The organism is Guopingia tenuis, assembly GCF_014384805.1.
Classification (GTDB): domain Bacteria; phylum Bacillota; class Clostridia; order Christensenellales; family Christensenellaceae; genus Guopingia; species Guopingia tenuis.
The window spans coordinates 66,007-89,828 of the sequence record NZ_JACRSS010000001.1; the positions used below are offsets into that span (position 1 = coordinate 66,007).

Genomic DNA, 23,822 nt, shown 5'->3' on the forward strand with positions numbered 1-23,822 from the left:
AAGGAGAAAAAATGGGAAAGACTTGCAAACCGGGAACAATTAAATATGGGATCCTTTGGCTCATGATGCTTTTCATGGCGCTGGGGATGCTGGCGGCCTGCAATCCCATCGGAACGACGAAGGTCGTCTCTAAAAAATTTGTCAGCAGCTCGGTGATTACAACCGGCGGGGATAAAAGCCTGGAAACCGGAATCAATTTGAAAAATATTGCGGCGGAGGCCTCGGGGGATGAGATCCAGCTGACGCTCTCCTTTGTAAAAGGGAGCCGTCTTGCCAACGAAAATACAGGAGAGGCCGCCGTTATGAGCGTCCCCGAATATTCCATCAAGGTGCTGGAGGACCCACACCGCATGCAAATTTCCATTCATGGGCTGAACTATTGGGATTATTCCGACGATGCACTGGCCAAAGCCTCGGGGCTGATCTATGGCGGGTTTTCCAAAATGCCCATCGAGGACGAGCCTTTTTCCCTTTTCCTGCAATTGAATTCGGATGTGGAATACTCCGTGCAGGAGAAGGATTCCCAACTGATTCTGACCCTCAAGGCAAAGGAACAGGAGGCCGAGGCGAACAAGGTCTATGTTCTGCTCAATGCCTATGATGAATATTCCGAAGGGCTGATTCCTGAGGAGCTGGGTTTTACCCCCACGCTCTGCGACGAGAATGGCGCGGCGAATGTCGCTATTATTTCCAAGGCGTTTTCCACCAGCAAAGAGGCTGAAGCATTCCGGGATCAGGTGAATGAAGCCGTGAAAGCGGCAATGCCCACAAAAACGGCCTATGTGCAGGAGCTAAAGACCGACGCACTGCCCACATTTGACGCGGGAACGGATTTGGCCCAGGTGGAAAAGCATCCAGTGTTGTATTCCTCCAATAAGGAGAATGTCCTTCCCCTGGTGATGCAGAACGCCACCTATGCCTGCTCTGCCCCCAACGGCAACATGCTCTTTATCCGCACATCCTCTCCGGACGCCAGCCTGGATGTGGAGATGGTGACGACAGACGCCCTATGGATCGTGGAGCCGACGGGCAAAAAGGAGCAGCTGGATATTACGCAGCCTTTTTATGGGATTGCTGCGGCCGCCTATTCCAAAGACGGACAGTATCTGGCTATTTTGGATATCACGCAGGATCAGAGCCTGCTATATGTCTATAACACGCAGAACGGTGAGTTGTATAATCTGGCAGAAGAGGGGTTCGGTTCGGTGACCAGCGGGTTTGTCTGGGATGGATCGGAAAATATCCTTTATGGAATGACCGGATTTGATAAGCTCCAGCTGATGCAATACGATTTGACGGATGGAACCGGAAAAATTTCCACTGTAGAGGAACAGGAGGGTTTTGCCGGAAATATCGGTATTGCCGGGGAAAAGCTCTATTTTGCCGCGCAGAATGAGGGGGAAAAGGGAACAGTTTATGCTGTGGATACGGCGCAGCACACTCGCGAAAAGCTCACGGAGGGCATCAGCTTTGCCATTTCACCGGACGGGAAATATATGGCGCTCTGCCGGCCGCGGCCGATTGTGGATGAGGTGCAGTATGTGGATGTAGTGCTCTTCAATTTGGAAACAAAGGAAGAAAAGGGGATTATTGAAAACATCGTGCTGGAGAAACTCTCCTTCTCGGCGGATTCCTCCCATGTCTATTTCACCTATGGACTGGACGCCCCGGAAAAGGAAACCTATCCCTATGCACTTGCGGATTATGCCATCGGTTCGGGCAAGCTGAATACTGTTGGAAATCTCACGACGCCGGTGGTTGTGACGGGAACGTATGGAAATTCCCTGTTTATTACGGATAATATGGAGGTAGAGGGAATCTATACGCCCAATACCTACCGATACGATATCCAATAAACAAGCGGGGAAGCAGCTATGGGCTTGCAAAAAACAGACGACAGATAGAAAAATGACGGCATATGCTAAAAAATATGCCGTCTATTTTTATATTTGTTGATAGAAAAACAGAGGGTCCCCTTGCTGCATACCATGATTTCTGCCTTGACGTTATCCACCACAAACGGGGATCTTCGTCTTCCGGCAATACATATGAAAGACCGCATTTCCCTCACCGTCAATGGCGGAAATATAAAATTTGAAGGGCCGGACGCCGGACAGGAAATCAGCCTGAACGCGAAAAACGGAGATATCAGTGGCACGATTCTTGGAAGTTATGAAGAATATACGATAGAATGTAATATACGAAAAGAGGAGAGCAATCTGCCGAAACAAAAAGAAGAGGGAAACAAATCATTGCATGTGAAAAACAACAATAGGGATATTGCGATTGAATTCAAAGAGGAATAAAGACTTTGTTTCCCAGCGCCTTCCGGCGCTTTTTTTATGGGGAAACAGGTCATATAGCTTTGAGAAAAAAAGAAAAAATTTTTTTAAAAATGATGTTTCATCTGTTGAAAACAGGTGATAATAAATATAACAAAAGGTCAAAGAAAGTCAAAGATAAATTGACCGAAAAAAGGAAGGATGATTATGGCGAGGCTGAGCGACAGTATTGAAGAATTTATCAAGTCCATGATGGACGATTATGATGAAAGGGTCGAACTGCAGCGAAATGAACTGGCGAATTACTTTCAGTGTGCGCCCTCGCAGATCAATTACGTGCTGGCCACCCGGTTTTCTCCCGAAAGGGGATATTTGGTGGAGAGCAAGCGGGGCGGCGGAGGCTATATCCGGCTGATCCGCATCGATTTGGATAAGAGGGATCACTTGATGGGTCTCGTGGAGGAGAAGCTGGGAAAAGGCGAAATCTCCGCCCGGGATGCGGCATCCCTGATTGCCGGGCTGAAGGAATCGGGTTTGATCGATGAAAAACAGGAAAAAATAATGGAGGCAGCGGTTTCGGATAAGGCGATCCGCATTCCGGCGGCGGTGAAAGACCGGCTCCGGGCGGGAATCCTGCGGGAGATGCTGCTGGCCTTGTTGAGCGAGGAGGAATAAATATGGTATGCAGTGAATGTGGAAAACGGCCGGCGACGATGCACTATGTGCAGACAGTGAACGGCGTTACAACTGAAAAACACCTTTGCAGCGAATGTGCGGCAAAGCATCAGGAATTGAACAGTTTGAATCTCTTTTCCGCGGGGGACTTTTTCAAGAGCTTCTTCGATTTTGGCGAACAGATGCCCGCGGTGATGGGCGGGCCGGCATGCAAGACCTGCGGCCTTACCCTGGGAGATTTCCGGGAAACCGGGCTGCTGGGCTGTCCGGACTGCTATTCGTCTTTCCGGGACGCCATCATCCCCGTCCTCCGCAGCACCCATGGGAATGTGCAGCATGTGGGGGACACGCCGGAAAACGGCAGTGAAGAGAGCAAACGCCGCAGAGAAATCGAGGAATTGAAGGCCAAAATGCAAAAGGCCATTCAAGAGGAAAACTTTGAAGAAGCAGCGAAGCTGCGGGATGAAATCAACGCGAAGAAGGGGGAGGAAAAAGAATAATGGCACTCTGGCTCAAGGAAAACGCGCTGGACAGCGACGTGGCAATTTCCACACGGGTCCGCTTGGCCCGGAATCTGGCGGGAATCCCATTCCCGCATCGCATTGCCGGAACCCAGCGGGCGGAGCAGGTAAAAGAGACGGCAAAGCGGGCTTTTTTGCGGGATGGGATGGATTTTTCCTATCAGGAGATCCGCGGGCTGTCCCCCATCAATAAGACGAGGCTGGTGGAACAGCATATCATCAGCCGGGAGCTGGCCTCCGGAAACGAAGGGGCCATGATTCTTTCGCCGGATGAAAGTATCTGCGTGATGATCGGAGAGGAGGACCATTACCGGCTCCAGTGCCTGCGGAGCGGCTATGACGTGGATACGGCCATGAAAATGGCTTTTGAGCTGGATAAAATGCTGAATAAAGAAGCAGAATATGCTTTCGACCCGGAGCTTGGATATCTGACCAGCTGCCCCACCAATGTGGGGACGGGGATGCGGGTGAGCGTGATGCTGCATCTGCCCGGATTGACCCTTTCGGGAGGCATTCGGGGAATCCTTTCTGCTCTTGGGAATTTTGGCGTGACCGCCCGGGGCTGTTACGGCGAGGGAAGCGAAGCGGCCGGGGATATCTATCAGATCTCCAACCAGGTAACGCTGGGAGTGAGCGAAAAGGATATCGCCAAAAATTTAAAGACCGTCGTTTCTCAGATTATCAAAAAAGAGCGGGAAGCGCGAAATGCTCTCCTGCATAACCAGGGAGCGGAGGTTAAGGATAGGATCTGGCGATCCTATGGGCTTTTGAAATATGCCTGGAAGATGGATACAAGCGAGGCGCTCTCCTGTATTTCTCTGGTGAATATGGGAGTGGGTCTGGGAATTATTGAAGCAAACACCTCCGATGAGCTATACGGCCTGATGATGGATATCATGCCGGGGATGCTTTCTGGAGAAGGGCGGACGGCTCAGGACCGGGATGTTGTCCGGGCCCGGATGATCCGCAATACAATACACTAAAAAACGAGGTGAATTTTATGGACTACTTTGCAAGATTTACAGAGGGCGCGAAAAATGCCCTTGGTTTAGCGGCAGAATATGCCCGGTCTTTGGGCCACAATTATGTGGGAACCGAGCACGTTCTGGCAGGCTTATTGGAAGAAGGCGGCGAGACCGCAAAGATTTTGAACGAGCAGGGAATTACGGAAGAAAACGTGAAAGATCTGATCCTGCGGGCAGTGGGCAAAGGCGATTATGTTTTTAATGATAACTTTGGCTATACGCCCCGGGTGAAGATGATTCTTGAGCTTTCCAAAGCGATTGCCCGGCAGCTGGGCCACAACTATGTGGGCAGTGAGCATATGCTGTTCGCCCTGCTGCGGGAGCGGGAATGCCTGGCCAACCGGATTCTGCTGGAGCTGAATGCAGATTTCGGGCGGCTGGAGCAGAGCATTTTGGGAATGGCAGAACCCGGCCGGGCAGGTGCCGGCGGAGAAACGGATGCTGCGGGCCATGGAAATACGCCCAAGCTGGATAAGTTTGGACGGGATCTGACCCAGGCGGCAAGGAACGGCGAACTGGATCCGGTAATCGGCCGGGCCAAGGAAATTGAGCGGATCACACAGATTCTGATCCGCCGGACGAAGAATAACCCGGTGCTCATCGGCGAACCTGGCGTAGGTAAATCGGCCATTGCCGAAGGACTGGCACTGCGCATTGCTGAGGGGAATATCCCGGAGCTGCTGCGGGGCAAGCGGGTGATTTCGCTGGATCTGGCGGGCATGATCGCCGGAGCAAAATACCGCGGCGAATTTGAGGAGCGTTTCAAGGATGCCTTGAAGGAGCTGGTGAAGGATGGCAATGTGATTCTGTTCATCGATGAACTGCACACCATCGTAGGCGCGGGCGCGGCAGAGGGCGCCATGGACGCGGCCAATATGCTGAAGCCCATGCTGGCCCGGGGCGAGATCCAGGTTATCGGTGCAACCACGCTGGATGAATACCGCAAATACATTGAAAAGGATGCGGCTCTGGAGCGCCGGTTCCAGCCGGTTGTCGTCGGCGAGCCGACCAAGGAGGAGACGCTGGAGATCTTGAAGGGACTGCGGGATAAATACGAGGCGCATCATAAGGTGAAAATCACAGATGAGGCGCTGCAGGCGGCTGTTGAGCTTTCCGACCGCTATATCACCGATCGGTTCCTGCCCGACAAGGCCATTGACTTGATGGATGAGGCGGCATCCAAGGTTCGGATCGGGATGTTTACTCCCACGCCGGACTTTAAGGATAAGGAAAAGGAATTGGAGAGTATCCGCGCCGAGAAGGAACAGGCCGTGACCCAGCAGAACTTTGAAAAGGCCGCCGAACTGCGGGACAAGGAAAAAGAGATTACCCTTGCTATGGAAGAAATGAAAAAATCCATGGAGAAGGAACGGGGCGCGGCAAAGGCCGAAGTTACCGAGGATGACATCGCGGCGATTGTTTCAGATTGGACACATGTGCCGGTGAAGAAGCTGACCGAGGATGAATCTCAGAAGCTTCTGCATTTGGAAGACCTGCTCCATGCCCGGGTGATCGGGCAGGACGAGGCTGTGCAGGCGGTTTCCAAGGCGATCCGCCGGGCGCGCGCGGGCCTGAAAGACCCGAACCGGCCCATTGGCTCCTTTATCTTCCTGGGCCCAACGGGCGTGGGCAAGACCGAACTCTCCAAGGCTCTGGCGGAAGCGATGTTTGGCGATGAGGAATCCATCATCCGGCTGGATATGTCGGAATATATGGAACGGCATACGGTATCCAAGCTCATCGGTTCGCCTCCGGGATATGTGGGATTTGACGAGGGCGGCCAGCTGACCGAAAAAGTGCGGCGCAAGCCCTATTCGGTGGTGCTGTTCGATGAAATTGAGAAAGCGCATCCGGATGTGTTCAATATCCTCTTACAGATTCTGGAGGATGGGCGGCTGACGGATTCCCGGGGCCGGACAGTGGACTTCAAGAACACCATCATCATCATGACATCCAATGTGGGCGCGCATGATATTGCCAACCAGAAGAAAATCGGCTTTGAGGCGGATCAGAAAGACCGCCACAGCTATGAGGATATGCGGGAGAACATCATGGCCGAGCTGAAACGCTCCTTCCGCCCGGAATTCTTAAACCGGATCGATGATATCATCGTGTTCCATAAGCTGAACGAAGAGGATACCCTGGCCATCGCGAAGCTGATGCTGGGGACCATCGCAAAACGCCTGGATGAGCGGGATATTCATCTGAGCTATACGGAGGATGCGGCAAAGCTCCTGGCAAAACAGGGCTTTGACGAGGAATACGGCGCCCGCCCGCTGCGCCGGCTGATGCAGCAGACGGTGGAAGACCGGCTTTCGGAAGAGATTCTCGAAGGGAACATCAGTTTCGGGGATCAGGTGGAAATGTATACCGCGGATAACGAGGTGAAGTTCCGCAAGAAGGGCGAAGCTCCGGCTGAAGAGGCCGCTGCGGAGAAAAAGGAATAAGGGCATAAAGCCTGAGGCCGCCGGAAATTTCCGGCGGCCTTTTTATGTGTAAAAAAAGCTGTTGATAATCCACAAAGCAAGGATGGGGGCCTGAATACAGAAAGAAAGCGGGATAGTACACCTGCATCTGTGGAATATTCTCCGGAATGGATAGAACCTTTGATCTTTGAAAAGCCAGGCTTTTCATAAATGAAAAAAATCTTTGGAATGGAATAAACGAAAATTGATTTCGACTCACGATAGAGTTAATAAAAGGTTTTGCCGGAAAAAATAGATATTTGAGTCAAATTATTTTCATTTTTGTAACAATTGGGAGTGGGAAAAGTTGTATAATTATACTAGGTTAGTATTTTCCTTGAGGGAACAGGGGATGAAAACAAATAGAAAAATCCGCAGATGAGCGGAGGTACTGTTTTTGTGGAGAAATGGATTTTCCTGCTTTAACGATTGACTTTCCCGTGCCGCCGTAGGTATAATAAAAAGGAGTAAGTTGCTCGTTAACAGTTTGTAAAATCCGAAGGCTAAGGGGAAAAGGAACGTCCCTGCTAAGGAGTATTGGGCATGCAGGAAAAGGTTCAGAGACTATGTGAAGTCATAAAAGAATATGACCGGGTGGCAGTTTGCCTGTCCGGCGGTTCGGATAGCTCCCTTGTGGCGATTGCCGCAGTGAAGGCTCTGGGGAGAGAAAATGTCGTGGGAGTTACGGTAAACACCTCCTTCCTCACGGGAGAGGAGCTGGATCAGAGCGCGAAGCTGTGCCGCCTTCTGGGCATTGAGCATATGGCGCCGCGGGCTTTTCTCTTGAATGACGACCGTATTCTGAAAAATGATGAGAAGCGCTGCTATTATTGCAAGCAGAGCATTGCAAAGGCCGTTTGGGAAGCGGCCAGGGAAAAGCGGATCCGCGTCCTTCTGGATGGAAGCAGCGTGCAGGAAGACGGCATTGATGCGGCAGGGGAGCGGAAGCTGCGGGATACGATTGTCGTGAGCCCTCTCATCAAGGCGGATATCCATAAAAAAGAGATTGCGGAGATGCTGAAATTCCTTGGAATGCGCCAGTTCGTCCGGCCGGAAAACGCATGTCTGGCCACGCGGATTGCCCTTGGTGAACCGATCACGGTGAAAAAGCTGCGTTGGATACGCGCGGCAGAAAACTATATCCGGAACCTGGGCTTTGACCTGGTGCGCGTGCGGGTGCAGGGCGGCGATGCGAGGGTGGAAGTGGAAAAGGAGATGGTTCCCAAGCTCATGGAAATGAGCGAGGATGTGATTCAGGAGCTCATGGGGATGGGCTATAAAAATGTGGAGATTGATCCGCAGGGATATAAAAACAGCCGCTGCGGAATCAATGTGCAATAGAGAAATAGTTTAGGCCTGCGCCATTTTGGCGCAGGCTATACATTTTATAAAAGATTTGCAAAAGAGGAGGACACCAACATGAGGGAAACGGTATTGGTGCTGGATTTCGGCGGCCAATATAACCAGCTGATAGCAAGAAGGGTCCGGGAGCTGCATGTATATTGCGAGCTTCTTCCCTATGACACGCCGCTGGAAACAGTTAAGGCATATGATCCCCTGGGAATCATTCTGACAGGCGGGCCGAAAAATGTGTATGGCGAGGCGGCGCCGAAGTGTGATCCGCGCATTTTTTCCTCCGGCATCCCGATTTTGGGGATTTGTTATGGGAGCCAGTTGCTGGCGCATACGCTGGGCGGGCAGGTTTCCCATGCGCCCCAGGGCGAATACGGAAAGGCCGAGATTACCTATGAACAGAGTGTGCTGTTTTCGGGGATGGAGCAGCATTCGGAATGTTGGATGAGCCATATGGATTATATCTCCAAAGCCCCGGAAGGCTTTGCTGTTTTGGCGGCGACGGCAAACTGTCCCGTGGCCGCATTTGGAAACGATGCAAAGAAGATTTACGGCGTCCAGTTCCATCCGGAAGTCCGCCACACTGTACAGGGGATGCAGATACTGAAAAATTTCCTTTATGGGGTCTGCGGCGCGAAAGGGGATTGGACGATGAAATCCTATGCGGCGACGGCTGTGGAACAGATCCGCCGGAAGGTGGGCGATAAAAAGGTTCTGCTGGCTCTCTCCGGCGGGGTAGACAGCTCGGTGGCGGCTGTGCTGCTTCACCGTGCCATCGGGAAAAACCTGATCTGCATTTTTGTAGACCACGGTTTGCTGCGGAAGAACGAGGCGGATGAAGTGGAAGAGGTTTTCTGCCGCACCTATGATATGAACTTCACCCGGGTCTGCGCTCAGGAGCGGTTCTTAAAGAAACTGGCCGGCCATAGGGAACCGGAGGAGAAGCGGAAAATCATCGGCGAAGAATTTATCCGCGTATTTGAAGAAGAGGCGAAAAAGATCGGGAAGGTGGATTTCCTGGCGCAGGGAACCATTTATCCCGATGTGGTGGAGAGCGGCAAGGGAGATGCGGCGCTGATTAAGAGCCACCATAATGTTGGCGGTCTGCCGGATACCGTCGACTTTGACGAGATCATCGAACCTCTGCGGGATCTATTCAAAGATGAGGTTCGGGCTTTGGGAGAAGAATTGGGCATTCCCCATCATCTTGTCTGGCGGCAGCCTTTCCCCGGCCCGGGTCTGGCGATCCGCATTATTGGAGAAATTACGGAGGAAAAGCTGGAGATCCTGCGGGAAGCGGATTACATTTTGCGGGATGAGATTGCAAAAGCCGGGCTGGACCGTGAGATATGGCAGTATTTTGCCGTGCTGACCGGGATGCGCAGCGTAGGTGTCATGGGGGACGAGAGGACCTATGATTATACTATCGCCCTTCGCGCTGTGACCAGCGTGGACGGAATGACGGCGGATTGGGCGCGTATTCCCTATGATACGCTGGCAAAGATTTCCAACCGGATTGTCAATGAGGTGAAACACGTCAACCGCCTGGTTTATGATATCACAAGCAAGCCGCCGGCAACGATTGAGTGGGAATAAACGGAACACCGCAAAAATCCAGTATTCATGCGGGTTTGCGGCGTTCGGAGAAGTCTTTTGATAACAATTTGATAACAGCCATATAAGTGCCGTTATTCTTGCAACCCAGTGGTTTATGGGTTACAGAATGATAAAAGGCGGCTTGTGTGGCGAAAGAAATCCATATTAGAAAGCCCTTAGCTGTGGGTAATGATTCCATAGCTAAGGGCTTTTTGTCGTTCTTATAGCTTTATGCGGAGATCATTTTGATGATAATAGATCAAGAAATTTGTTGTATGCACTATAGTAGTTTTCTACCATTTCTGAAAAAAGTGGGTCTACTTGGCACCCAGAAGGGATTTTCTTTTTCTTTTCAATACCCAAAAATCCTTTTTCGCCAGTTCTCACCTTAGAATATGATATTTCAGATACATCAGGAAAATGGTCGGTTTCAATAGTTCCATTTCCGGCTCCATCATTAAGGTAAAAATCGCCACGGACGTTTATGCCGTACTTGTTGTTCATATAAACCATTGCTAATTCGTGGGCAATTTGTTCTTTTGAAACCATAATATTACTCCTCTTTATCCAATTTGTCCTTGAATACTTTAGCCAGCGTATCGCTTAACTCCTGCGAAGGCACTTTCGCCCAGAGCTGCGTGGTGTCGTATTTCGGATAGTAGTAACGCCAGCGGTCGTAATCGTCCTTGCCGATTTCACCGGCAGAGAGCTTGTCCGCCTGCTCTTTCCACGCATAGAGCATTTGCAACAGCTCGTAAGCCTCTTTGCCCTTGTCTTTGTTGACTTTCAGGCAAACTTCTCCGTCCGCTTCGCTGACGGTCAGCCCATAAACATCTTCAAGGGTAAATAAGGTGTGCATAAGACCGATCTGACTGTCAATGTCAGGAACATCAAGAGCCTGCGGGGAAACATCAAGCACCTGTGCCAGTGCAGCCGTTAAATCCGCCTTTGGTTTGCGGGAGCCGGTTTCATATTGCGCCAAGCGCACATCGGCGCTTCTTTCGGGAAACCCGATGGCCATACCAAGATATTTTTGCGTCATACCACGCAGAAGTCTGAAAAAATGGATTCTCTCACCAATCGCCATAATGGTTACACTCCTCGCTTATGTATCTGCAACCAGTATAAGAACCTGTCAAGCACCGGGTAGTATTTTCTGCGAAAATTTCCACCATCTCCCGCTTGACAGAACCTTGAACTGGTCGTCAATTTATTCTACGACCAGTATAGCAGATATGTTTAGTGAAAGTCAAGAAAAATAAAACAAAAAAGTTTAATATTTTCTCCAAAACCGCTTTACAAAAGCAAATTTGCTTAGTATAATGAGAATACATTAAGCATATAAGTTTAATGTCTGTCGTGCGTCACGGTAATGGCGTACCCGCCCGGGCAAATCGGAAGGCGGCAAGAAAGTATTCCGACACGAAATAAATGAAACTAAAAACAGAAGGGAAGGTGATGTATATGGAAAACAGGTTTATCCGTGCTGATGATGTGGCGCAGGAACTAAATGTATCAAAGCCCTATGCCTATAGGCTTATCAGAAAGCTGAACGAGGAACTAAAGGCAAAGGGGTTTATTACGATTGCAGGGCGTGTCAATCGCCAGTATTTTTATGAAAGGCTCTATGGAGCCGGAAAGGAGAAGGAATAATGCCGGTATTCAAAAATGAGGACAACGGTACTTGGTATGTGATGGCAAGATATGTGAACTGGAAAGGCGAGCGCAAGCAGAAATGCAAGCGTGGCTTTACCACGAAGAAAGAAGCACAGGAATGGGAGCGGATGTTCCAGCTACAGAATTCCTCTGACCTTGATATGAGCTTTGAGGCATTTACGGAGCTGTATATCCGAGATGTGAAAAATCGCCTGAAGGAAAACACTTGGCTGACGAAGGAGCATATTATCCGCACGAAGATACTGCCCTTTTTCGGCAAGCTGAAAATCAGCGAGATTTCCACAAAAGAGATTATCACTTGGCAGAACGAAATGCTTGCCTACCGTGACGAGAAGAAAAAGCCGTATTCGCAGACCTATCTGAAGACGCTGCACAATCAGCTTTCCGCTATCTTTAACCACGCTGTACGCTATTACGAGCTGCGCTCCAATCCCGCCGCAAAGGTGGGAAACATGGGCAGTGAGGAACACAGGGAAATGCTGTTCTGGACGAAAGAGGAATATAAGAAGTTTGCTTTTGAGATGATGGACAAGCCCGTTTCCTTTTACGCCTTTGAGATGCTCTACTGGTGCGGTATCCGTGAAGGCGAGTTGCTGGCGCTGACTCCTGCGGACTTTGACTTTGACAAGGAAACGGTCACGATCAACAAGTCCTATCAGCGTCTGCACGGGGAAGATGTGATTACCACGCCGAAAACAAAGAAAAGCAACCGCACTATTAAAATGCCGCATTTTCTCTGTGAGGAAATGCAGGAATATCTCGGTATGCTCTACGGACTCAAAAAGAAAGACCGTATTTTTACGGTAACGAAAAGCTATCTTCATCACGAGATGGACAGAGGGGCGAAAGCCGCAGGCGTGAAGCGCATCCGCATTCACGACCTTCGTCACAGCCACATCAGTTTGCTGATCGATATGGGATTTTCGGCGGTGGCGATTGCCGACCGTGTAGGACATGAAAGCATTGAGATCACTTATCAGTACGCCCATCTATTCCCGTCCAAACAGACGGAAATGGCGGAGCGATTGGACGATTTAGGGAAAGGAGATTTTGAAAATGTCAGCTAAGAACAGAGACAACAAAAACCGATGGAGAAATATCACGGTGGGATTTCGGGTATCGCCCGAAAAAAATGAACGCATTAACAAGGCGGTTGCCTTATCGGGATTGCCGAAGCAGGAATACTGCTACCGCCGCTGTCTTAATCAGGATGTAGTGGTGCAGGGCAATCCGAGGGTGTATAAGGCTCTGAAACAGGAGCTTGCCGCCGTCCTTGCGGAGTTGCAGCGTATTGAGGCAGGAAATAGAATGGACGAGGAATTGCTCAATTTCATTGAACTAATCGCTGTCATTTTTGGCGGCTTGAAGGGAAAGGAACAGAATGAATAGACAAAAAGAAATGACCGCCTGTAACACATCTGTTGGTGCAGATGAAAGGCAGTCACTCCATGTAACTAATTACAGTATAACCAATCAAAACGGAAATATCAATGCTTTTCTTCTGAAAGGCGGTGGCAGGAATGGCTGAACTGAAAATTATCAGTATGGATGAAGTACAGAGCAAGGAAGTAAACTGGCTCTGGTATCCATATATCCCATACGGGAAAATCACAATCATTCAGGGCGATCCCGGCGAGGGCAAAACAACTTTGGCTTTGAGGCTGGCGGCGCTTCTCTCAAAGGGAGAAGCACTGCCCTATGACAATACCGAGCGTGAGCCTGTAAAAATTATCTATCAAACTGCCGAGGACGGTCTTGAAGATACCATCAAACCGAGATTGGAAGCGGCAGAAGCGGACTGCACGCAGATCAAAGTTATAGACGAATCAGAAGCCGCACTCAGTATGCTGGACGAGCGCATTGAAAAAGCAATCATAGAAGTCGGCGCAAGGGTGGTAATTCTTGATCCGATTCAGGCGTATGTCGGCGCTAATATCAATATGAACAACGCCAACGAAGTCCGTAATGTGATGGCTCAGCTTGGACGAATCGCAGAAAAATATGACTGTGCAGTTCTGCTCGTCGGTCATATGAACAAAGGAAGCGGAAACAAATCTTCCTACCGTGGACTTGGCTCAATCGACTTTCAGGCTTCGGCAAGAAGTGTTCTGATTGTCGCGAGAATCAAAGACAATCCGCAGGTCAGAGTGATGGTGCAGGACAAGTCTTCCCTTGCACCCGAAGGTGAAGCGATTGCCTTTGAACTGGACAAGGAAAACGGATTCAGCTGGCTCGGACATTACGATATCTCGGTTGACGATCTGTTAAGCGGTATTCCGAAGGAAAAGAAATCAGAGCAGGCTGAAAACTTAATACTCGAATATCTTTCAAAGGGGAGATACCTGCAGAAAGAATTGGTGAAGAAAGCACAGGCGATAGGAATCTCAAAGCGTGTGCTGGACGAAGCAAAGAAAACACTGAATGTCCAATCCGTTAAAGAGGGCAGTCAGTGGTACTGGCAGCTTCCCGAAAAAATGAAGTGAGTTTTTCAAGGTTGCAACATTGCAAAGGCAGGCACATCTGCAACCTTGCAATGTTCCTTTTTCGGGAAGCAATAAAGTTTGGTGGAGAGTGCAGAGAGCACCTTTTCAAAGGTGTTCTTTGCCCCTTGGAGAGCGCAAAACCTGCTTGCTGGTTGCATTTTTGACGGGCTTGCCTGTCAAAAGTGCCTTTGTTACTTTCGCAGAAAGTAACAAAGGCTCGCCGCAAGCGGCGGAATGGAAAGGAAGTGATTTTATGCAAAGAACGATCAGCGCAATGGTAGGGAAAGGCTCAGTCAACCACAACAGCTGCAAATTCAAAGCGGAAAATGTGGACGGCGAGCGCACCCACCTCAATATAGATTACTGCAACGAGCCGATAAAGAAAGTGTATCACGAGCTATTTGATGAAGCGCTGAAAAGATACAATGACAGGCAGACGAGAGCTGACCGAAAAATAGAAAACTACTATGAAAAAATCCGCAGTTCCAAACAGGAAAAACCGTTTCACGAATTGATTTTGCAGATAGGCGACAAGGAAAATATGAGCGCCGAAAGCGAAACCGGAAAGCTCGCCCGACAGATTTTAGATGAATACTATCGTGAATTTCAGGAGCGCAATCCTCGGTTAAAAGTGTTTTTAGCACATCTGCATATGGACGAGGCAACGCCCCATCTGCACATTGATTTTGTTCCCTTTACCACCGGCAGCAAGCGTGGACTGGACACCCGTGTATCGCTGAAACAGGCGCTTGCGGCGCAGGGATTTAAGGGTGGAAGCCGTGGAGATACCGAGTGGAATCAATGGGTACAGTCCGAAAAAGAACAGCTTGCCGCCGTGATGGAACGCCACGGAATCGAGTGGGAACACAAGGGTACGCACGAAAAACATCTCTCTGTTCTGGACTACAAAAAGTAGGAACGGGAGAAGGAAATTAACGCTCATGAAGATAAGCTCGCCGAGAAAAAAGATGAGTTTCGTGTGATGGCTGACCGTATCGAAAACTTTGATAACGGCGAAAGAGCATTGAAGAAGCTTGATGAAAGTATCATGAACGAGCCTGAATATCAGCTTCCTGAGCCGTCTGCAATGATGTCGGCAAGAAGCTATAAGGCAAAGTTTATTGAACCGCTTATAACCAAATTGAAATCGCTGATCAAAACCTTATTCGCACGGTATTTCAAGGCGATAGACAGCTATAACAGGCTGAATATTACAAATGCAAATTTGTACCGTACTAACGAAAGACTTGAAAAGGCAAATGATAAATTAACACGAGAAAATGAAAATTTGCGTGCAGAAAATAAAGATTACAAACTGCTTCGCAAGGTTTTCGGCAGTAAACAAATCGATGACTTAGTTGAAAGAGCAAAGTCTGAAAAACAGTCTAAACAGCGTGAAAAACGCTCAAAAAATAAAGATCTTGAAAGGTAGGAACACACAATGGAAAAGAGAATATATAACGAACAGAACGGTTTGTGTTACGAGCTGCAGGGAGATTATTATCTCCCTTGCCTCGCGTTGCCCGAAGAAGAACATAAGGCAATAGGTGTTTGGGGACAAAGACACTTGCGGTACATCAAGGAAAAGAACTTTTTATGTTAATTTGCTGACTTCCTGCCAGTTGAATAGTTACCTTGCCGAAATTGATAAGCAGGCAGAGGAAATGCTTTCCCGGCTGGTAAAACAACTGGCGGAAAAAGAAAATGCAACAAAAAAGCTCAAAGCTGAAAATCAAATGCTGTGGGTGCAGAAGATGAATAATATTCGTAACAGAACAATAGAGGTCGTGGACAACGAATTGATTTATATGTAGCACATAAATTAAACTGATAAAGCATTTGCAAACGACGCATTTTAAAACATTAATGTTGTTGATATCGTTCGCATAAGGGATTATAATAAGGTCATTAAATAAAAAAGAGCGATGTGAGGTTTTTATGTATATATCGGTTTCTGATGCCGCAGAGAAGTTTAATATATCAAAAAGAAGAGTTCAACTGCTTTGTGAGCAAGGTCGAATTGAAGGAGCAAATATGGTTAGTGGTGTGTGGTTGATTCCATCTGAAGCACAAAAACCTACTGATGCCAGAAAGAAAAAATTGACTCCGATCAATCAGATGTCTTTATTTGATGTGTTCGAAAATATGAATACAGAAAAATTATCACTTGACCAAGTGTGCGAAATTCTTTCTATTTCTAGTGCTACGGCAAAAAATTGGATTAGATTGGGGAAATTATCGGTTGGTAAGGACGGAAAATCTTTTGAGAAAGCATATATAGAAAATTTAGCACTTGAAATAAAAAGTGGAAAGGATAAGCGTTTAAAAAGTCGTCGAAACAAAAAAAGTGTTAGCGGTAATGTTCTATATCAAGATTATGTAGAAAACGAAGGTAACAGAGATGTTGTGAAAAATATTTTGGAAACCTGCAGTAGTATTTCCGAAGAAGAACTAAGAGTAATTATTGCTTTCTTTTCAGTACAGCTATATTGTCAAAGCAGAGGAATTGCAGCAGCTAATAATAACTTTCCAAAACTCAAAACTGCCTCAAATAACTGTGTTTTTAATGCTTTAATAGTAGATTTGATTGGCGATATAGATTTAGATCATTTTGATTATACAAATATTCAATTTATTGCTAAACTAAAGATTTCATTTATTCCGCAGGAAGATACATTGGGGTTTATTTATATATCATTACGAGATTTAAGTTTACGAAAACAAACGGGCGCTTACTATACTCCCGCCCGAACAGTGACAAAACTGATAGATTATCTTTTTGCAGATGGAATTAACTTTGAAAACAGAACATTTTGCGATCCGTGTTGCGGAACAGGAAATTTTCTCATATGTCTCCTTAATAAAGGAGTAAATGTTGCTAATCTATATGGTCAAGATATTGACGAGTTAAGCGTTTTGATTACTCGAATCAATATATTTTTGCTCAACGGAAACCTGAGCAAAGAGCATTTAGAGTCACATTTTATTTGTGGGAACACATTGGAAAATACTTTTGTTCAATCTTTCTCAGTTGTATTAGGTAATCCACCGTGGGGTTATAATTTCAGCAAAGAGGAAATATCTTTTCTTCTGAAACATTACAAAACCGGTAAGTCAAAAGGAATAGAATCCTATGATTTATTTATTGAAAGAAGTATTAACCTCCTCGAAAAAAATGGGTGTATGGCTTATGTCCTTCCCGAAGCAATACTTAGCGTTGCTTCACATTTGCAAGCTAGAGAATTGATTTTGGAAAATACATCGTTTAAGTTTGTATCATATTTGGGAAATGCTTTTGCGGGAGTTCAATGTCCAGCCATTATTCTGGGTGTACAAAAAGATAGGAAAGGTAATACGGAACAGTGCAAGGTTCAGTTTGATAATATGGAATTTCGCATTGGTAAGAATAGAAATTTTGATGCATCACTATTCTCTTTTAATATGAACGACGATCAATATGATTGTTTAAAGGCGATTGAAAATATATCAAATGCAAAATACTTAGCCAATAATGCAAATTTCGCATTGGGAATTGTAACAGGAAATAACAAAGAATATATAAAAAATAACAAAGAAAATGGTTATGAGGTGGTTCTAAAAGGTAGCGACATCTTAAGATATGCAATTAAGGATTCTAATAATTATATTCGTTTTGAACCTGAGTTGTTTCAACAAGTTGCTCCCACAGAATTATATCGAGCCAAAGAAAAGCTACTGTACAGATTTATTTGCGAAGTACCTGTTTTTACTTATGATAACAAGCAGACACTTTCGTTGAACAGTTGTAATATACTAATTCCTCAAATTGAAGGAATGAGCATCAAATATGTGTTGGCTGTTTTAAATTCAAGCGTAGCAAGCTATTTTTTGAGTAAGAAATTCAACTCAGTAAAATTATTAAAATCGCATATAGAATCGTTGCCTATTCCAATGGCAGGCAAAAAGTTTCAGAAAGAAATTGAAAAAAAGGTAGACCAAATAATGGACGAATCCGAAAGTGATACCACTTTTCTCTATAATGAATTAGATAACGATATTTTTTCTGTCTATTGCTTGTCTTTGGAACAGCGAGATACTATCAAAAAAGCATTGTGCGACAAAACAACTTTTTTGAAATAAGAAAGAGCTATTGCAACATCTGTTTTATGTTGCAATAGCTCAAATATCATTAGGCCTTCGTCCCTTTTTGCTGAACCATCTTAAGAATATCTTTTTCTTCTACCAAAAAAGGTGAGAGTTCTTCTTCGGTCATAAATACTTGTCCCTCAAAAACTTCTATTCCAGCAACTCCAGTGTTTTCATTGCGATGCTGAGAGCCTAATTTGCCGGTATATAGAAGTTCCTGACTGGTGAGTACCCAATAAATCAATTCATCACGGCAGGTACCAATCCAAATGAAAACATCACAGCAAGATGGCTTTAACTGCTGATAATGATATTTAAAGCCTGCTGCTTTTGCTTCGCTATGTAGATAAGCTCTGCTTGCTAAACTTCCGTTTCCTTTTTCATAATTGGCACGACAGGCTTTGACTTCAATGCGTATACCTTTTAACCAAAGGTCGAATTCCCCGTCAAATGATGGGTATTCAGAAGATACATTTTCTTTGGTTGCTTTTATAAATTGAGGAAACAGTGATCGAATATGCTGTTCACCCCAAGTTTGACCATATGTACGGGGCGCCATTTCGTATAGGTCAAGATATTTATTTCGTTGGGAATAAGATATGCTTAATTCTGAGAATTCATCATAAGTAAGCTCGCCAATAGATACGAAATAAGTCAGTAGTTTACATACTGCACTAAAAGGATACAAAGTTTTTTCGGTTTTGATTGACTCGATGATTTTTTGATCTCCATTTGTACTACTTAGTAATCTATCTACTGCCAAATTAAGTTCTTTCATTCATTTTCCTCCAAAAACAGTTTATATGTTTCGATTTCAAGAGCATCTGCTATTCGTTGTATGTTTTCTAGAGAAATGCTGCGGCGGTAACATTCAATAGCACTAATATAGGTGCGGTGCATACCGCATTTATCGGCAAATGCTTCTTGTGATATGCCCATTGCAGTGCGATATTTTTTTAAATTGTCTCCAAAGACTTTTACAATATCCATAGTTGCAATCCTCCTTAGTTTGTATTATAATAAGAGTGAATACTATGAGTCTACATACAATAAGTATCTATTGGCGCTAAATTATTAGGCAAACACATTAAGGAATATTCTTGATAGTAACCTAATCATTACAAAAACTACTTTACCAAAAAGAGGAAACGAACATTATGTCAAATATCTTCTTCTGGTTAAATGATAATAGTGGATTCTTAACTTTTTTGACCGTGCTTGCATCGCTTATAACTTGTATATTAAGTCTGTGTTCGGCACGAGCTGCATGGGCTCAGGTTAAAGAAATGCGCAGACAATTTCAGGAAGAAAATCGTCCCAATATTGAGGTGGAGTTTCTTTATGAAAAGCGAACATTTTATGGACTTCGTTTTGTAAATCATGGAAAGCACACAGCAAAAAATGTAAGAATTCTTTTAGAAGACGCATTTATTAATGCACTTCCTGAATCTGCGTTTTCAAGCCTTTTACGAAAATCAAGTCAAAAAACTTGTATTATTGGTGTAGGACAGCATTACGACTTGTTCATTGGAATGCAAAAGTATCGAGAGTGTCCTAATAAACCGCCAGTAAAAGGTAAAATCATATATCAAGCTAACGGGCAGACATACGAGAGTGAATTTGATATTGATATGGAGAACTATGCCACAATTTTTTCGGTACAAAGTGGACAGGAAGATTTATTAAAGAAGTTAAAGGAGCAAAACAATGAACTTAAAAAAATACAACATGCAATCCTGTCTTTAAAACATGTGGAAGGTGAGAACAGTGGCAGTGATTGATGGAGAGTTTCTTAATGAGAATTAAGAACAGGGATTATGCAATATTGTATTATATAGATCCACGCCAAGAAGGCAAGTGTTATCAATTCTGATAACAAACTGATAACTTTATCCCATATAGGCAGGATAATATGGATATATCAAATAATCAAAAGTACCACGAATACGACAAAGAATAATCTCTAAACAAAATTGATTAAGCTTTGTCGAGTGGGAATAAATTCAGAAGTCAAAAAAACCGAAGCACTCGGCTTTTGAAGGGGTGGAGCCTTTTATGGCAACAAAACTTCACTATTCAAGCAGGTAAAACTATGAAGCGAAAAGCAAGTCTGAAAATGGCTTGCCTTTTGCTTTACAATAAATTTGATTGGCGTAGAATGATGCTATAGTGATAAAACGGGAAGTTGTGGAGACGAAATAGACAAATGATCTTAGAGACAAAACGTTTAGTTTTAAGAGAAATGAGGCAAAGCGATTTTCAAGATTTAGCTGAAATTTTGCAAAACCCCAAAGTAATGTATGCTTATGAACACGATTTTTCAGACAATGACGTTCAAATATGGCTTAACCGGCAAATAGAAAGATATAAAAAATATGGATTTGGGTTATGGGCGATTATCTTAAAGGAAACAAAGGAGATGATAGGACAGGCAGGGTTGACCATGCAGCCTTATAAAAATACAGAGGTATTGGAAATTGGATATTTGCTGAAGGAAAATTTCTGGCATTATGGATACGCGAAAGAGGCGGCATGCGGTTGTAAAAAATATGCCTTTGAACATTTGAAAAAAGATAAGGTCTATTCTATCATGAAAGCGGATAATCTTTCTTCGATCAAAGTGGCTATGAATAAGGAAGATGAATTTATTACGCAGTATTACAATGGCGATATGCTGCATTTTCTATATTCTGTTTGTAAATAAACTCCAGTTTTTTGATTTTGTAATATGCAAATGGCGGATGACTGTAATTCAATAAATTCGCAGCAGCATAATTACGGTTGCGGGATGCGCGGAAATAAATTATAGACAGACGGCTATTTTGATCCTCCCCATGGCATCAAAAGGGAAGGCCCTTTGATTTCTCGCAAAGAATAAGAAAAAGCCATCTGATTTTTGAGCGCAGATGGCTTTTTCTTATTTATTGGTGTAAGTTTCTGGACTGGAAAAATAGGGCTTATTTATGCCGAAAAGACCCGCTACACAAGAGGACTGCGCTGCATACTTGCAAATCTGCGCGACGGTCTGTATAGGAGCAGCGCGATCAAAATCAAAAGCGCCGTTGTTGCCAGGCTGACCGGATAAGCCGTCATGATCGTCTGGAATGTTGGGTTTTTGGCGAAGGCGATTTCAATCCAAGCGATGCGAATCCCGCATACGCCGATTGTTGTGAGGATTGCGGGGACAAGCGATATGCCAAAGCCCCGCAGATAACCGGACATGACTTCATATAACATGCTGAACACATAGGCGCTGAGAATGATCGTCAATCGGCTATAACCGATTTCCACCACAACAGGATCACTGTTAAAAATGGAAAGTAAAAACCGTCCGGCCACAAGCCCCAGAGTGATTGCCAGGCCGGTGGCTATCCCATCTTCAATCAGGCACAAAGTGAGCGTTTTCCGGCAGCGCCCAATCTCTCCGGCTCCATAATTCTGCCCGACAAAAGTCGTGCAGGCCTGGCTGAAGGAATTCATAAGATTATAGACAATGGCTTCGATATTGCATGCGGCACTGGAGGCGGCCATAACGACCTTGCCTAGGCTGTTGATGGCAGACTGTATCACGATATTGGAAAAGGAAAAAACGGCGCTCTGTATACCCGCCGGAAGGCCAATTTTTAAAATCCGCCCAAAACTTGGCCAGTCGATCCGAAGTTTTTTTGTTTCCACTTGAATATATTTGTCTGTACGCATCAAACGTACATATAAAATCACAGCGCTGAGAGCATTGGAAATTACAGTTGCGATAGCAACGCCGTTGACTGTCATTTTTAAAACGATAACGAAGAAAAGGTTTAAAATGACATTCAGTACTCCCGAAAGGGCAAGGGCTGCCAGAGGAATTTTTGTATCTCCGATACTCCGAAAAATGGCCGCCTCGAAATTATATAGGAGGATTACGGGCATTCCCATTAAATAGATCCGCAGATAGAGCAGGGCATAGGGATAGACATCCTGCGGAACCTGAAGCATACGCAGCAAGCTCCCGGCAATCAATTCGCCAAATACTGTCACCAGTATACCGCCAGCCAGCGCCATTATGATGGAGGTATGAACAGCCCGATGAACCGTTTCCCTGTCATCCCGCCCGATGGCGTTGGCAATGACTACATTTGCGCCAAGGGCAATGCCGATAAATAGATTCACTATCAGGCTGATGATGGGGCTGTTGGCGCCTACTGCCGCCACTGCAACCGTCCGGTCCGCCCCGGTGAAATTCCCGACGACGGCGATATCCGCCGCGTTGAAGAGCTGCTCCAGAATAGCTGTCGCTGCGACTGGAAGTGCAAACCGCGGAAGTTTGTTCCAGATGGTTCCGTGCAGCATGTCGTTTTTTTGTTTTTTCTTTGCTGTCTCCATGGCAAGTACCTTTATATAAATAAAATATTATTTACAAATTTTTAATAAAATCATTATAATCTTGCTTTGCTGCAATAGCGAATATTTATATGCTATGATTTATCATAGTTGAAAGGAATGATAAAAGGTGTTAAACTATAGCTATTGAGGTGAAAAACAATGGATATTCGCGTATTGCGGTATTTTTTGGCAGTGGCGCGGGAGGAGAATATTACACGGGCGGCGGAGAGTCTGCATATTACCCAGCCTTCCCTGTCTAAGCAGCTTATGGATTTGGAACAGGAGCTGGGCAAAAAGCTGCTGGTCCGCGGAAAAAGAAAGGTCACTCTCACGGAGAATGGAGTTTTGCTTCGCAAGCGTGCGGACGAAATTGTGGCTTTGTTGGAAAAAACAGAGCAGGAAATCGGTTCGGAGCGAAAGGAACTCAGCGGGGAGGTTGCTATTGGCGGGATGTTTACGCCGACGGTTTTGGAAACTGCGGCCGCCCTGCGCAAAAAGCATCCGGGGATTCAATACCATTTTTACAGCAGCGATGCGACGGATGTAACGGAGCGGCTCGACCATGGGAGCCTGGATTTTGCCGTTTTGCTGGAACCGGTGGACACATCGAAATATGAATATATCTCGCTTCCCGATACATCGAGCTGGGGAGTGCTGATGAAGCCGGATTGCCCTCTTGCCGGAAAAGAGGCTGTGGAAAGGGAGGATCTGCGTACTATCCCCCTGGTATTTCACCGGCGGGCCGGGCTGCAGCAACGGATTGCCCTTTGGGCACAGACGGATCCCGAGCATCTGCACATTGCGGCAACATATAATGTAGTAAATGGGAGCCTGGTTCCGTTTGTAAAAAGCGGATTGGGATATTTTCTGACGACAAAGGATCTGATCGAGCCGGAAATGGGCGGCGGCATTTGCTTTCGCCCTTTGAAGCCGCCGCTGGAAATGCAGTATGCAGTTGTCTGGAAACGCTATCCCGTATTCAGCAAAGCGGCGGAAGCGTTCTTAAAACAGCTGGCAGACAGGATTTTATGAAGGACAGTGCGCCGGAAGGCTATTGGCTGCATCAACAAATATGGCGTTTTACAGCATATAATAAAATGTGTATTCGTTTGGCGGGATTTATAAAGAAAAAATAACGAAACAGAAGCGGGAAATTTGCGTAGGCGTGCTGTTTTGGTGATAGAGAAAAGTTTACTTGCAGATTTTTTGGGGTACATATAAAAGTAATGGAGATTTTTGCCGGTTTTGTGGGAAA

The 23,822-nt window shown here is 45.9% G+C and carries 21 protein-coding genes and 2 pseudogenes; 18 read left to right on the forward strand and 5 right to left on the reverse strand.

Annotation, left to right across the window (positions count from 1 at the left end; all coding sequences use genetic code 11):
• The first annotated feature begins 11 nt into the window (after positions 1-11).
• The 8 genes from H8693_RS00315 to guaA all read left to right on the forward strand — a co-directional run bounded on the left by H8693_RS00315 (position 12) and on the right by guaA (position 9,917).
• The gene (locus tag H8693_RS00315) at positions 12-1,856 is read left to right on the forward strand and encodes a TolB-like translocation protein (protein ID WP_249279306.1); all 1,845 of its coding nucleotides are present in this window, start codon (positions 12-14) and stop codon (positions 1,854-1,856) included.
• Positions 1,857-1,988: 132 nt separating this feature from the next.
• Positions 1,989-2,306, forward strand: coding sequence for a DUF4097 family beta strand repeat-containing protein (locus tag H8693_RS00320; RefSeq protein WP_283243745.1), 318 nt, complete (start codon positions 1,989-1,991; stop codon positions 2,304-2,306).
• Positions 2,307-2,489: 183 nt separating this feature from the next.
• Positions 2,490-2,957 (forward strand): CtsR family transcriptional regulator, encoded by a 468-nt coding sequence (locus tag H8693_RS00325; protein ID WP_249279308.1) that lies wholly within the window; start codon positions 2,490-2,492, stop codon positions 2,955-2,957.
• 2 nt (positions 2,958-2,959) lie between these two features.
• Positions 2,960-3,457 (forward strand): UvrB/UvrC motif-containing protein, encoded by a 498-nt coding sequence (locus tag H8693_RS00330; protein WP_178619433.1) that lies wholly within the window; start codon positions 2,960-2,962, stop codon positions 3,455-3,457.
• Positions 3,457-4,461: a protein arginine kinase gene (locus H8693_RS00335; protein WP_178619436.1), complete on the forward strand. Its 1,005-nt coding sequence runs from the start codon at positions 3,457-3,459 to the stop codon at positions 4,459-4,461. Before H8693_RS00330 ends, H8693_RS00335 begins: the two co-directional genes overlap by 1 nt.
• 17 nt (positions 4,462-4,478) lie before the next feature.
• On the forward strand, positions 4,479-6,950 hold the full coding sequence (locus H8693_RS00340; protein WP_178619439.1) for an ATP-dependent Clp protease ATP-binding subunit: 2,472 nt from the start codon (positions 4,479-4,481) through the stop codon (positions 6,948-6,950).
• A gap of 561 nt (positions 6,951-7,511) precedes the next feature.
• Entirely contained in the window at positions 7,512-8,309 is a 798-nt protein-coding gene (gene larE, locus H8693_RS00345) for an ATP-dependent sacrificial sulfur transferase LarE (RefSeq protein WP_249279309.1), read from the forward strand.
• Positions 8,310-8,387: 78 nt separating this feature from the next.
• Positions 8,388-9,917 (forward strand): glutamine-hydrolyzing GMP synthase, encoded by a 1,530-nt coding sequence (gene guaA / locus H8693_RS00350; RefSeq protein ID WP_249279310.1) that lies wholly within the window; start codon positions 8,388-8,390, stop codon positions 9,915-9,917.
• Between the two features lie 240 nt (positions 9,918-10,157).
• Here guaA and H8693_RS00355 read toward each other — a convergent pair whose 3' ends face one another.
• Positions 10,158-10,466, reverse strand: coding sequence for a hypothetical protein (locus H8693_RS00355; protein WP_249279311.1), 309 nt, complete (start codon positions 10,464-10,466; stop codon positions 10,158-10,160).
• Positions 10,467-10,470: 4 nt separating this feature from the next.
• The gene (locus tag H8693_RS00360; protein WP_249279312.1) at positions 10,471-11,004 is read right to left on the reverse strand and encodes a helix-turn-helix domain-containing protein; all 534 of its coding nucleotides are present in this window, start codon (positions 11,002-11,004) and stop codon (positions 10,471-10,473) included.
• Between the two features lie 377 nt (positions 11,005-11,381).
• On the opposite strand from H8693_RS00360, the gene H8693_RS00365 reads away from it, so the two are divergent.
• From H8693_RS00365 to H8693_RS00395, 7 genes and pseudogenes are all read left to right on the forward strand, one after another.
• Positions 11,382-11,570 (forward strand): helix-turn-helix domain-containing protein, encoded by a 189-nt coding sequence (locus H8693_RS00365; RefSeq protein WP_249279313.1) that lies wholly within the window; start codon positions 11,382-11,384, stop codon positions 11,568-11,570.
• On the forward strand, positions 11,570-12,661 hold the full coding sequence (locus tag H8693_RS00370; RefSeq protein WP_249279314.1) for a site-specific integrase: 1,092 nt from the start codon (positions 11,570-11,572) through the stop codon (positions 12,659-12,661). Before H8693_RS00365 ends, H8693_RS00370 begins: the two co-directional genes overlap by 1 nt.
• A complete protein-coding gene (locus tag H8693_RS00375; RefSeq protein ID WP_249279315.1) occupies positions 12,651-12,983 on the forward strand; it encodes a plasmid mobilization protein in 333 nt (110 codons plus the stop codon). The genes H8693_RS00370 and H8693_RS00375 overlap by 11 nt, the downstream gene beginning before the upstream one ends.
• A 131-nt stretch (positions 12,984-13,114) precedes the next feature.
• Positions 13,115-14,077 carry an AAA family ATPase gene (locus H8693_RS00380; RefSeq protein WP_249279316.1) on the forward strand — a complete coding sequence of 321 codons (963 nt, stop codon included), beginning with the start codon at positions 13,115-13,117 and terminating at the stop codon, positions 14,075-14,077.
• A gap of 274 nt (positions 14,078-14,351) precedes the next feature.
• A pseudogene (locus tag H8693_RS10755) lies at positions 14,352-15,509 on the forward strand (plasmid recombination protein).
• Positions 15,510-15,518: 9 nt separating this feature from the next.
• Positions 15,519-15,891: pseudogene (locus tag H8693_RS00390) on the forward strand (TnpV protein).
• Between the two features lie 124 nt (positions 15,892-16,015).
• Entirely contained in the window at positions 16,016-18,196 is a 2,181-nt protein-coding gene (locus tag H8693_RS00395; RefSeq protein WP_249279317.1) for a TaqI-like C-terminal specificity domain-containing protein, read from the forward strand.
• 49 nt (positions 18,197-18,245) lie between these two features.
• Here the strand turns inward: H8693_RS00395 and H8693_RS00400 are convergent, their stop codons facing one another.
• Together H8693_RS00400 and H8693_RS00405 are read right to left on the reverse strand one after the other, a co-directional pair.
• Positions 18,246-18,980 (reverse strand): restriction endonuclease subunit M, encoded by a 735-nt coding sequence (locus H8693_RS00400; protein WP_249279318.1) that lies wholly within the window; start codon positions 18,978-18,980, stop codon positions 18,246-18,248.
• On the reverse strand, positions 18,977-19,192 hold the full coding sequence (locus H8693_RS00405) for a helix-turn-helix domain-containing protein (protein WP_249279319.1): 216 nt from the start codon (positions 19,190-19,192) through the stop codon (positions 18,977-18,979). Before H8693_RS00405 ends, H8693_RS00400 begins: the two co-directional genes overlap by 4 nt.
• 167 nt (positions 19,193-19,359) lie before the next feature.
• Between H8693_RS00405 and H8693_RS00410 the strand changes: the two genes are divergently transcribed.
• Both H8693_RS00410 and H8693_RS00415 read left to right on the forward strand, forming a co-directional pair.
• A complete protein-coding gene (locus H8693_RS00410; RefSeq protein ID WP_249279320.1) occupies positions 19,360-19,983 on the forward strand; it encodes a hypothetical protein in 624 nt (207 codons plus the stop codon).
• Positions 19,984-20,408: 425 nt separating this feature from the next.
• Complete coding sequence (locus tag H8693_RS00415) at positions 20,409-20,906, forward strand: GNAT family N-acetyltransferase (protein WP_249279321.1); 498 nt, start codon at positions 20,409-20,411, stop codon at positions 20,904-20,906.
• A gap of 275 nt (positions 20,907-21,181) precedes the next feature.
• Here H8693_RS00415 and H8693_RS00420 read toward each other — a convergent pair whose 3' ends face one another.
• On the reverse strand, positions 21,182-22,567 hold the full coding sequence (locus H8693_RS00420) for an MATE family efflux transporter (RefSeq protein WP_249279322.1): 1,386 nt from the start codon (positions 22,565-22,567) through the stop codon (positions 21,182-21,184).
• Between the two features lie 159 nt (positions 22,568-22,726).
• Here H8693_RS00420 and H8693_RS00425 point away from each other — a divergent pair, with 159 nt between their 5' ends.
• Positions 22,727-23,599 (forward strand): LysR family transcriptional regulator, encoded by an 873-nt coding sequence (locus H8693_RS00425; RefSeq protein ID WP_178622244.1) that lies wholly within the window; start codon positions 22,727-22,729, stop codon positions 23,597-23,599.
• Positions 23,600-23,822 lie beyond the last annotated feature (223 nt).

Bases quoted from the DNA above. Each gene is read 5' to 3' on its own strand.
- H8693_RS00370 (WP_249279314.1), top strand. From the start codon at position 11,570: ATGCCGGTATTCAAAAATGAGGACAACGGTACTTGGTATGTGATGGCA.
- H8693_RS00400 (WP_249279318.1), bottom strand. From the start codon at position 18,980: ATGAAAGAACTTAATTTGGCAGTAGATAGATTACTAAGTAGTACAAAT.
- guaA (WP_249279310.1), top strand. From the start codon at position 8,388: ATGAGGGAAACGGTATTGGTGCTGGATTTCGGCGGCCAATATAACCAG.
- H8693_RS00425 (WP_178622244.1), top strand. From the start codon at position 22,727: ATGGATATTCGCGTATTGCGGTATTTTTTGGCAGTGGCGCGGGAGGAG.
- H8693_RS00330 (WP_178619433.1), top strand. From the start codon at position 2,960: ATGGTATGCAGTGAATGTGGAAAACGGCCGGCGACGATGCACTATGTG.
- H8693_RS00395 (WP_249279317.1), top strand. From the start codon at position 16,016: ATGTATATATCGGTTTCTGATGCCGCAGAGAAGTTTAATATATCAAAA.
- H8693_RS00335 (WP_178619436.1), top strand. From the start codon at position 3,457: ATGGCACTCTGGCTCAAGGAAAACGCGCTGGACAGCGACGTGGCAATT.
- H8693_RS00375 (WP_249279315.1), top strand. From the start codon at position 12,651: ATGTCAGCTAAGAACAGAGACAACAAAAACCGATGGAGAAATATCACG.
- larE (WP_249279309.1), top strand. From the start codon at position 7,512: ATGCAGGAAAAGGTTCAGAGACTATGTGAAGTCATAAAAGAATATGAC.
- H8693_RS00415 (WP_249279321.1), top strand. From the start codon at position 20,409: ATGATCTTAGAGACAAAACGTTTAGTTTTAAGAGAAATGAGGCAAAGC.
- H8693_RS00365 (WP_249279313.1), top strand. From the start codon at position 11,382: ATGGAAAACAGGTTTATCCGTGCTGATGATGTGGCGCAGGAACTAAAT.
- H8693_RS00420 (WP_249279322.1), bottom strand. From the start codon at position 22,567: ATGGAGACAGCAAAGAAAAAACAAAAAAACGACATGCTGCACGGAACC.
- H8693_RS00410 (WP_249279320.1), top strand. From the start codon at position 19,360: ATGTCAAATATCTTCTTCTGGTTAAATGATAATAGTGGATTCTTAACT.
- H8693_RS00320 (WP_283243745.1), top strand. From the start codon at position 1,989: ATGATTTCTGCCTTGACGTTATCCACCACAAACGGGGATCTTCGTCTT.
- H8693_RS00355 (WP_249279311.1), bottom strand. From the start codon at position 10,466: ATGGTTTCAAAAGAACAAATTGCCCACGAATTAGCAATGGTTTATATG.
- H8693_RS00325 (WP_249279308.1), top strand. From the start codon at position 2,490: ATGGCGAGGCTGAGCGACAGTATTGAAGAATTTATCAAGTCCATGATG.
- H8693_RS00380 (WP_249279316.1), top strand. From the start codon at position 13,115: ATGGCTGAACTGAAAATTATCAGTATGGATGAAGTACAGAGCAAGGAA.
- H8693_RS00315 (WP_249279306.1), top strand. From the start codon at position 12: ATGGGAAAGACTTGCAAACCGGGAACAATTAAATATGGGATCCTTTGG.
- H8693_RS00360 (WP_249279312.1), bottom strand. From the start codon at position 11,004: ATGGCGATTGGTGAGAGAATCCATTTTTTCAGACTTCTGCGTGGTATG.
- H8693_RS00340 (WP_178619439.1), top strand. From the start codon at position 4,479: ATGGACTACTTTGCAAGATTTACAGAGGGCGCGAAAAATGCCCTTGGT.
- H8693_RS00405 (WP_249279319.1), bottom strand. From the start codon at position 19,192: ATGGATATTGTAAAAGTCTTTGGAGACAATTTAAAAAAATATCGCACT.